Source organism: Pseudomonas sp. (assembly GCF_050739995.1).
Lineage (GTDB): Bacteria > Pseudomonadota > Gammaproteobacteria > Pseudomonadales > Pseudomonadaceae > Aquipseudomonas.
In genome coordinates, this window is sequence record NZ_JBOICG010000068.1 from 1 (window position 1) to 7,403 (window position 7,403).

Here is a 7,403-nt window from a genome sequence, read left to right on the forward strand (position 1 = left end):
CTGACACACTGAGGTGTCTGCATCGCAGGCAAGCCAGCTCCCACATTTTGATCGTGTACTACTTGGAACCGCTGACTTGCTGGTACAGCGCATCAGCATTCGCGTTAGTCACCGGCACCCAAGGCAGGATGTAGTTCTTGGCCGTGCCATCACCCCATTTCACATCCTTGGCATACCGCTCCCAGATCACCGAGCGAGGCTTGTAGTCATCCCCGGCGAGTTTGCGCAACGCCACATCCAGCGCGCCTTGGGACTGGGCCTGGGCGTCTTGGAGGAAGGTGGTGACTTCGTTTCTCTTTGCCGCCTGGATTGCATCCGGCATGCCATCAATGGACGTGACGGGCACGTCCTTGGAGGTCAATCCGTGAGATTTCAGCGCCTGCACGGCCCCCAGGGCCATGTCGTCGTTCTGCGCGATCACGCCGTTGATGCCTTTAGGGTGAGCGTTCAGCCAGTCTTCGGTCAGTGCCAGAGCCTGGGCGCGGTCCCAGTTGGCGGTCTTTTTCTCGATGATCTTGATGTCGGGGTGTTTGCTGAGCACTTCCAGTTCGCCTTTTTCCCGGTCGATCTGTGCCGACTGGCCAATCGGTCCCTGGATGATCACCACGTTGCCCTTGCCGTTGAGCTTGTCGACCATGGCCTGGGCCTGTAGGCGGCCACCTTCCACATCGTCGTTACCCACGTATGGCACGGCGGCATCGGCTACTTTCGTATTGGAGGCGATGACCACCACGTCGTTGCTCATGGCTTGCTTGACCGTGCCGACACCGGCCTTGGTGTCGATTGGCACGAACAGGATGGCGTCGTAATGCTGGGTCACCATGTTTTCGATCTGGTTGTTCTGGGTCAGGGCATCGTAGTTGCCGTCGAATACGGTCAACTGCACGGTGCCGTCCTTGACTGCCGGGTGTTCCTTCAACTCGCGGACCCAGTTCTGCATGAACTGGCCCTTGAGGCCGTAGACCGCCGCACCGATCTTGTAGGTCTTGCCATCGGCGGCCAGGGTGATACTGCTGGCGAGCAGGGAGAGGGCCGCCACGGCGGCCAAGGTGGTACCAAGTTTCATGAGTAGAACTCCAGTTATTGTTGTAGGTCGTTCTCTAGCGTTTTTTCTTGCGCCACACGTCAATCAGTACTGCGAACACGATGATCAGGCCCTTGGCGACCTGCTGGTAATAGGAGGACACGCCGAGCAGGTTCAACCCGTTGTTGATCACGCCGATCAGCAGCGCCCCAAACAGCGTGCCGACAATGCTGCCGGTGCCGCCTGACAGGCTTGTGCCGCCGATCACCACGGCGGCGATCGCGTCCAGCTCATAGGACACCCCGGCCTGGGGCAGGGCAGACGTGGTGCGTGCCGACAGCACCACGCCGGCCAGCCCGGCGAGCAGGCCCGAGACCACGTACACCGAAAACATCACCTTGCGCACGCCAATGCCGGAGGTGCGCGCGCTCTTTTCATTGCCGCCCACCGCGTACACATAGCGGCCGTACGTGGTGTAGCGCAGCACCATCCAGAAGATCAGCGCGACCACGGCGAAGATGATGATCGGCACGCCAATCGGGCCGATCTTGCCGATGCCCAGGGCCAGGTAAGCGTCGGGCAGGTCAGTGATCGGGCTGCCGTCGTTGAGGATAAACGTCATGCCCCGCGCCACGCTGAGCATGCCCAGGGTGGCCACGAACGGCGGGATCGACAGGTTGGCGACCATGAAGCCGTTCACCACGCCAAGCATCGCCCCGGCAAACATCCCGGCGCTTACAGCGGCGAGCAGGCCGTAGCCTTGGGTGGCGACCATGGCGCTGCACAGCCCGGCAAAGGCCAGGATCGAGCCGACGGACAGGTCAATGCCCTTGGTCAGGATCACGTAGGTCATGCCCACGGCGAGGATGCCGTTGATGGAGGTCTGGCGCAGGATGTCCATCCAGTTGCGCCAGGTCATGAAGTACTCGCTGGAAAACGCCAACACCACGCACAGCAGGATAAACACGAGCGGTAGGCCGAAACGGTCAAGTGACAAGCGCAGGCGGTTACGCGGTGCGGCTGTCATAGGGGCGGCAATGGTTTTGGCATTCATGAGGCAAGACTCAACAAGGCTTCCTGGGAAAGAGCGGTGTCAGTGCTGATGGTCACCAGCCTGCCGCCTTTGAATACGGCGATGCGATCGCTCAGGTGCAGCAGTTCCGGGGCTTCCGACGACACCACGATGGCGGCGCCACCGGCCCGAACGAACTGGTCGAGCAAGTGGTAGATCTCCTGCTTGGCCCCTTCGTCGATACCGCGGGTCGGTTCATCGCAGAGCAGGCACACCGGCTCGGTGGACAGGCATTTGGCGAGCACCACTTTCTGTTGGTTGCCGCCGCTCATGGAGGCCACTGGCAATTCCAGGGAGCTGGTCTTGATCTGCAGGCGCTTGACCATGTCCTGGGCCAGTTGGGTTTCCTTGCGCGCATTGATCAGCGACCAACTCGACAGGCGTTTGTAGGCCGACAGGGCAATGTTGGACAGAATGCTGCCGGTCAGCACCAGGCCGCTGTCTTTGCGGTCCTCGGTGACCAGGGACATGCCGGCATTGATCGTGGCCTTGGGCAAGCCGACCGGCATGGGTTTGCCTTGCAGGGTCACGCTGCCGGAATCCGGCGTGGTGAGGCCGTAAATGCAGTTGAGGAATTCGCTACGCCCCGACCCCATCAATCCGTAGATGCCGAGAATTTCGCCTTGGCGCAGTTGCAGGCTGATGTCGTGAAACTCGCCGGTACGGCTCAGGTTGTCGACCTGCAGGCAGGTGTTGGCGGCGCATTCGCGGCCGACCTTGTGGTCGATGCGTGTCAGCTCCTGGCCGACGATGCCGCGCACCAGATGATTGCGGTCGATGTCGGCCATGCGCCCGCTTTCCACAAAGGCGCCATCACGGAAGATGCTGAAGTCGTCGGCGATCTGTGCCAGTTCGCTCAGGCGGTGGGACACATACACGATGCCGGCGCCACGGGCGGTCAGGCGGCGGATCGCCTTGAACAGGGTCTCGGCCTCGCGCTCACCGATGGCCGAGGTGGGTTCGTCCATGATCATCACCTGGCAGTCATGGCTGAACGCCTTGGCGATTTCCACCAGTTGAATCTGCGCCACGCTCAGGCGGTGCATCGGGCTGGTGGCGTCGACGTCGAATTCCAGGTTTTCGAGCAATTCGCGGGTGCGGCGGTTGAGGGTCTTGTTATCGACGATGCATCCGGCGCGGCGCGGTTCGCGGCCCAGCCAGATATTTTCGGCGACGGTCATGTAGGGGATGGGTTCCAGCTCTTGGGTGATCATCGCGATTCCAGCCGCCAGTGCTTCGCTTGGGCGGTTGAACTGCACGGGGGTGTCGTTGAGCAGGATGGTTCCGGCGTCACGTTGAGTGATGCCCATCAGGATACTCAGGAAGGTCGACTTGCCGGCGCCATTGCCGCCACACAGGGCGTGGACGCTGCCGGCCCGCAGAGAAAGGCGTCCGTCACGCAGGGCGGGTACCCCGGCGTAAGCCTTGGCGACATGTTCAGCCTGGAGCAGTAATGGCGTAGCCATCGGCGTGTCCTCGTGCTGTGAATTCTTATTAGGTCGCACAGTCATGTTTCGCTGTGATCATATGTGTATCAAATGAAATTCTGATCAGTCAATCTCTTTCACTGAAAAGCTTTAAATCTGACTTTGTGCACGACTGGCTGCTTTCTAGAGCGCTTTGACTGGCGGGTCAGCTAAAACTCGCTTGACAGAAAGGGATGAATGCACGAGAAATGACTGAGCGAAATTTCACTTGATGATCATATGATCAGTCAAAAAGCATCAACACGGCAGCGGAGCCAGACGCCATGAACACACCTTTCCCGGTGGCTATCGGATGCGATGAAGCGGGTTTTGAGCTCAAAGAGCTGTTGAAACGCCATATCGAGGCGCTGGGTTATCCGGTGACCGACTTCGGCACCCATTCCACCGCTCCGGTGCTCTACCCGGACATCGCCCTGGCCGTGGCCAACGCCATTACGGCGGGTGAACAACGCTTGGGCGTGCTGGTGTGCGGCACTGGGATCGGCATGGCTATCTCGGCGAACAAGGTGCTGGGCATCCGGGCTGCCCAGGCCCACGACACTTATTCGGCAGAGCGTGCGCGCAAGAGCAACGATGCGCAGATCCTGTCCATTGGTGCGCGGGTGATCGGCGCTGAGTTGGCCAAAAGTATCGTTAAAGCGTTTCTAGAGTCAGAGTTCGAAGCGGCGCGTTCCGGGGCCAAGGTCGAGCGCATCAATGCGATCGAGCGCGATGGGCATCAGTAGTGGACTAAACGGGGCAAGAGCCGGGAGAATGCGCCTTTGACGCCGAAACGGAAGCCCGTCCCCATGAGTGACAGTACCCAGCGCATTGCCAGCGATATCGATCAGATGACCGAAGTGGCGATGCTCTATTACCTTGAGAACGTCACTCAGGAAGCCATCGCCAAGCGTTTCGACCTGTCACGGGCGAAGGTCAGTCGCTTGCTCAAGCGTGCGCGGGATGAAGGTATTGTCGAGGTGCGCGTGTTGCAGCACCCGGCGATGAACAATGAGCTGGAGCGGGCGCTGGTGGAGCGCTTCAAGCTTGATCGCGCCCTGATCGCCGTCGACCACAGTGACCCCGACACCCAGCGCTCGGCCGTGGCCAGTCTGGTGGCCAACTACCTGAACAAAACCTTGAGCGACGGCATGATTGTCGCCGTGGGCATGGGCCGTAACGTCGGCGCGGTGGCCGATAACGTCTTCCTGCCGGTGACGCGCAACTGCACATTTGTGTGTGCCATCGGTGGTTCGCTCAAGGCTGGCGAATACATGAACCCGGATCATATCTGTCGGCGCCTGGCCCTGCGCTTTGGTGGCGAAAGTGAAAGCCTGTATGCCCCGGCGTTGGTCGCCAATCCGGAATTGCGTGGGGTGTTGATCAACAACGACACCGTGCGCTCGACCCTGGATCGTGCGCGGCGGGCGGATATTGCGTTGATTGGCATTGGCGACATGAGCGAGAACAGCAACATGGTGCGCATGGGCTGGTTCTCGCCCCAGGAAATCGCCCAGGCGCGGTTATCCGGCACCGTGGGGGACATGATGGGCTATGACTTCATCGATATTCATGGCCAACCAGCGGTCAACGCCATTCAAGGGCGGGTGATCGGCTTGACGGTGCAGGAGCTGTTCCGCATCCCGGACGTGGTCGCGATTGCCAGTGAGAACACCAAGGCGGCGGCGACCTTGGGGGCGTTGCGCTCGGGGGTGATCAATACCTTGGCGACGACGGTGACGAATGCCCACACCATCCTCGCGCTGGATGACGCTACCCGTAAGAGCTGACTTAACAGAGATCAAACTGTGGGAGGGGGCTTGCCCCCGATTGCGGTCGGTCAGTTAACAATGCCTTGGCTGATTTACCGCTATCGGGGCAAGCCCCCTCCCACAGAGGTCGTGTGTTGGCTTACAGATTTTGTAATAGTTTTGCGTTGTAGGAAATTTGTGTTTCGACTGTACGATTCAAGTCCTTTTGTCATTTCAGGACTTGCATGAACACCCTCTCGGAGCCTCCCAGTCGTCTTTCCCCAAGACAACCACTGCCGCTGTTCCCGCTGAAGCACCCCGTATTCCGCCTGCTAACCTTGTCCCGGTCCACCGACCGCATCTTGCCGTGCCCGGCATTCTGAAAATTTTTAAAGAGACTCTATAAATGGAATGGTTAGCGGACCCCACGGCCTGGCTCGGCCTGTTGACGTTGATTGTGCTGGAACTGGTGCTGGGTATCGACAACCTGGTGTTTATCGCGATCCTGGCCGATAAGCTGCCACCGGAGCAGCGCGACCGTGCTCGGTTGATCGGCCTGTCCCTGGCGTTGTTGATGCGCCTGGGCCTGCTGGCGAGTATTTCCTGGCTGGTGACGCTCACCCAGCCGCTGTTCGAGGTGTTCGACAAGAGCTTCTCCGGTCGTGACCTGATCATGCTGTTTGGTGGTGTATTCCTGTTGTTCAAGGCCACCATGGAATTGCACGAGCGCCTGGAAGGCCATGTGGCCCAGCGCTCGGGCAATGTCGCCTATGCGATGTTCTGGCCGATCGTGGCGCAGATCGTGGTGCTCGACGCGGTGTTCTCCCTCGATGCGGTGATTACCGCTGTGGGCATGGTGGATGAGCTGGCGGTGATGATGATCGCGGTGATCGTGTCCATTGGCCTGATGATTGTGGCGAGCAAGCCGCTGACCCGTTTCGTCAACGCCCACCCGACAGTGATCATGCTGTGCCTGGGCTTCTTGATGATGATCGGTTTCGCCCTGACCGCCGAAGGCTTGGGCTTCCATATTCCCAAGGGCTACCTGTATGCGGCGATTGGCTTCTCGATCTTGATCGAGCTGTTCAACCAGATCGCGCGGGCACGCCGCAAGAGGTCGGCGCAAGGTGTGTTGCCGGTGCGTGAGCGTACTGCTCACGCGGTGATGCGTTTGTTGGGTGGCCGCAGCCTGGCGGTGGAAGAGGTGGGTGAAGAGGTGGCGGACCTGCTCGGCGAGCCGGATGCAAACCAGGGCCCGCTGTTCGACCGACGTGAGCGCGTGATGATCAGTGGCGTGCTGCAACTGGCCGAACGACCGATCCGCACGTTGATGACACCGCGAGCCAAGGTCGACTTTATTGATCTGGCGGACGATGCCGAGACGATTCGCCTGAAACTGATGCATTCGTCCTACTCACGCTTGCCGTTGATCCGACACGGTGCGGTGGATGAACCGTTGGGCTTCGTGCACAAGAAGGAGCTGCTCAAGGAATACCTGGCCGGCAACGAGCCGGACCTGGATCACCTGGCCCGCCGTGCGATCAACCTGCTGGAGAGTTTTTCGATTCTCAACGCCCTGGAGCAGATGCGCCAGGAGTCGACCCACATCGCGTTCGTGATCAACGAATTCGGCGATTTCATGGGCGTGTTGAGCATGACCGATATTCTCGAGTCCATCGCCGGTGAGTTGCCCGATGCCAGTGAAATCGAGGGGCCGGACATTGTCGAGGAAGGCAGTGGCTTTCGGGCCAATGGTGCGTTGACGCTGAGTCAGGTTCGCCAGCGCACCGGCTTCAATGCGGTGGCGACTGAGGATTATCAGACCCTGGCCGGCCTGGTCATGAGTTTGCTGGATCGCCTGCCGGTGGTGGGCGATAGCCTGGAGCATGCAGGCTGGCGCCTGACCGTGGCAGCTGTTGAGGAGCGACGGGTCACGCAGGTGCGTCTGGAACCTGCAGCTGCGCATAGCGGCTGAACAGGTCCTGGAGTGTTTGCTCCTGGGTTTCCCAGGGGCCAAGCCCTTTAAGTATTTCCTTGATTTTGCCATCGGTGTGCACCACCAGTGTGGGCGTGCCGGTAACTTGTTGGAG

At 60.0% G+C, this 7,403-nt stretch carries 6 protein-coding genes; 3 read left to right on the forward strand and 3 right to left on the reverse strand.

The genetic code is table 11. The features are described from left to right. Nucleotides 1–58: 58 nt before the first annotated feature. From ACRESD_RS02410 to ACRESD_RS02420, 3 genes are read right to left on the reverse strand one after another with little or no spacing between them, the layout of a single operon-like run. Nucleotides 59–1,066, reverse strand: coding sequence for a substrate-binding domain-containing protein (locus tag ACRESD_RS02410; protein WP_431749466.1), 1,008 nt, complete (start codon nt 1,064–1,066; stop codon nt 59–61). A gap of 34 nt (nt 1,067–1,100) precedes the next feature. After that, on the reverse strand, nt 1,101–2,078 hold the full coding sequence (locus ACRESD_RS02415) for an ABC transporter permease (RefSeq protein WP_431749467.1): 978 nt from the start codon (nt 2,076–2,078) through the stop codon (nt 1,101–1,103). Beyond that, complete coding sequence (locus ACRESD_RS02420; RefSeq protein ID WP_431749468.1) at nt 2,075–3,562, reverse strand: sugar ABC transporter ATP-binding protein; 1,488 nt, start codon at nt 3,560–3,562, stop codon at nt 2,075–2,077. The genes ACRESD_RS02415 and ACRESD_RS02420 overlap by 4 nt, the downstream gene beginning before the upstream one ends. A gap of 284 nt (nt 3,563–3,846) precedes the next feature. On the opposite strand from ACRESD_RS02420, the gene rpiB reads away from it, so the two are divergent. The 3 genes from rpiB to ACRESD_RS02435 all read left to right on the forward strand — a co-directional run bounded on the left by rpiB (nt 3,847) and on the right by ACRESD_RS02435 (nt 7,288). Beyond that, on the forward strand, nt 3,847–4,308 hold the full coding sequence (gene rpiB / locus ACRESD_RS02425) for a ribose 5-phosphate isomerase B (protein ID WP_431749469.1): 462 nt from the start codon (nt 3,847–3,849) through the stop codon (nt 4,306–4,308). Between the two features lie 63 nt (nt 4,309–4,371). Continuing rightward, nucleotides 4,372–5,352: a sugar-binding transcriptional regulator gene (locus ACRESD_RS02430; protein ID WP_017527998.1), complete on the forward strand. Its 981-nt coding sequence runs from the start codon at nt 4,372–4,374 to the stop codon at nt 5,350–5,352. Nucleotides 5,353–5,719: 367 nt separating this feature from the next. Next, entirely contained in the window at nt 5,720–7,288 is a 1,569-nt protein-coding gene (locus ACRESD_RS02435) for a TerC family protein (protein WP_431749470.1), read from the forward strand. Nucleotides 7,289–7,403 lie beyond the last annotated feature (115 nt).

Excerpts from the sequence above, each read along its gene's own strand:
- ACRESD_RS02410 (WP_431749466.1), bottom strand. The coding sequence starts at position 1,066 with ATGAAACTTGGTACCACCTTGGCCGCCGTGGCGGCCCTCTCCCTGCTC.
- ACRESD_RS02415 (WP_431749467.1), bottom strand. The coding sequence starts at position 2,078 with ATGAATGCCAAAACCATTGCCGCCCCTATGACAGCCGCACCGCGTAAC.
- ACRESD_RS02420 (WP_431749468.1), bottom strand. The coding sequence starts at position 3,562 with ATGGCTACGCCATTACTGCTCCAGGCTGAACATGTCGCCAAGGCTTAC.
- rpiB (WP_431749469.1), top strand. The coding sequence starts at position 3,847 with ATGAACACACCTTTCCCGGTGGCTATCGGATGCGATGAAGCGGGTTTT.
- ACRESD_RS02430 (WP_017527998.1), top strand. The coding sequence starts at position 4,372 with ATGAGTGACAGTACCCAGCGCATTGCCAGCGATATCGATCAGATGACC.
- ACRESD_RS02435 (WP_431749470.1), top strand. The coding sequence starts at position 5,720 with ATGGAATGGTTAGCGGACCCCACGGCCTGGCTCGGCCTGTTGACGTTG.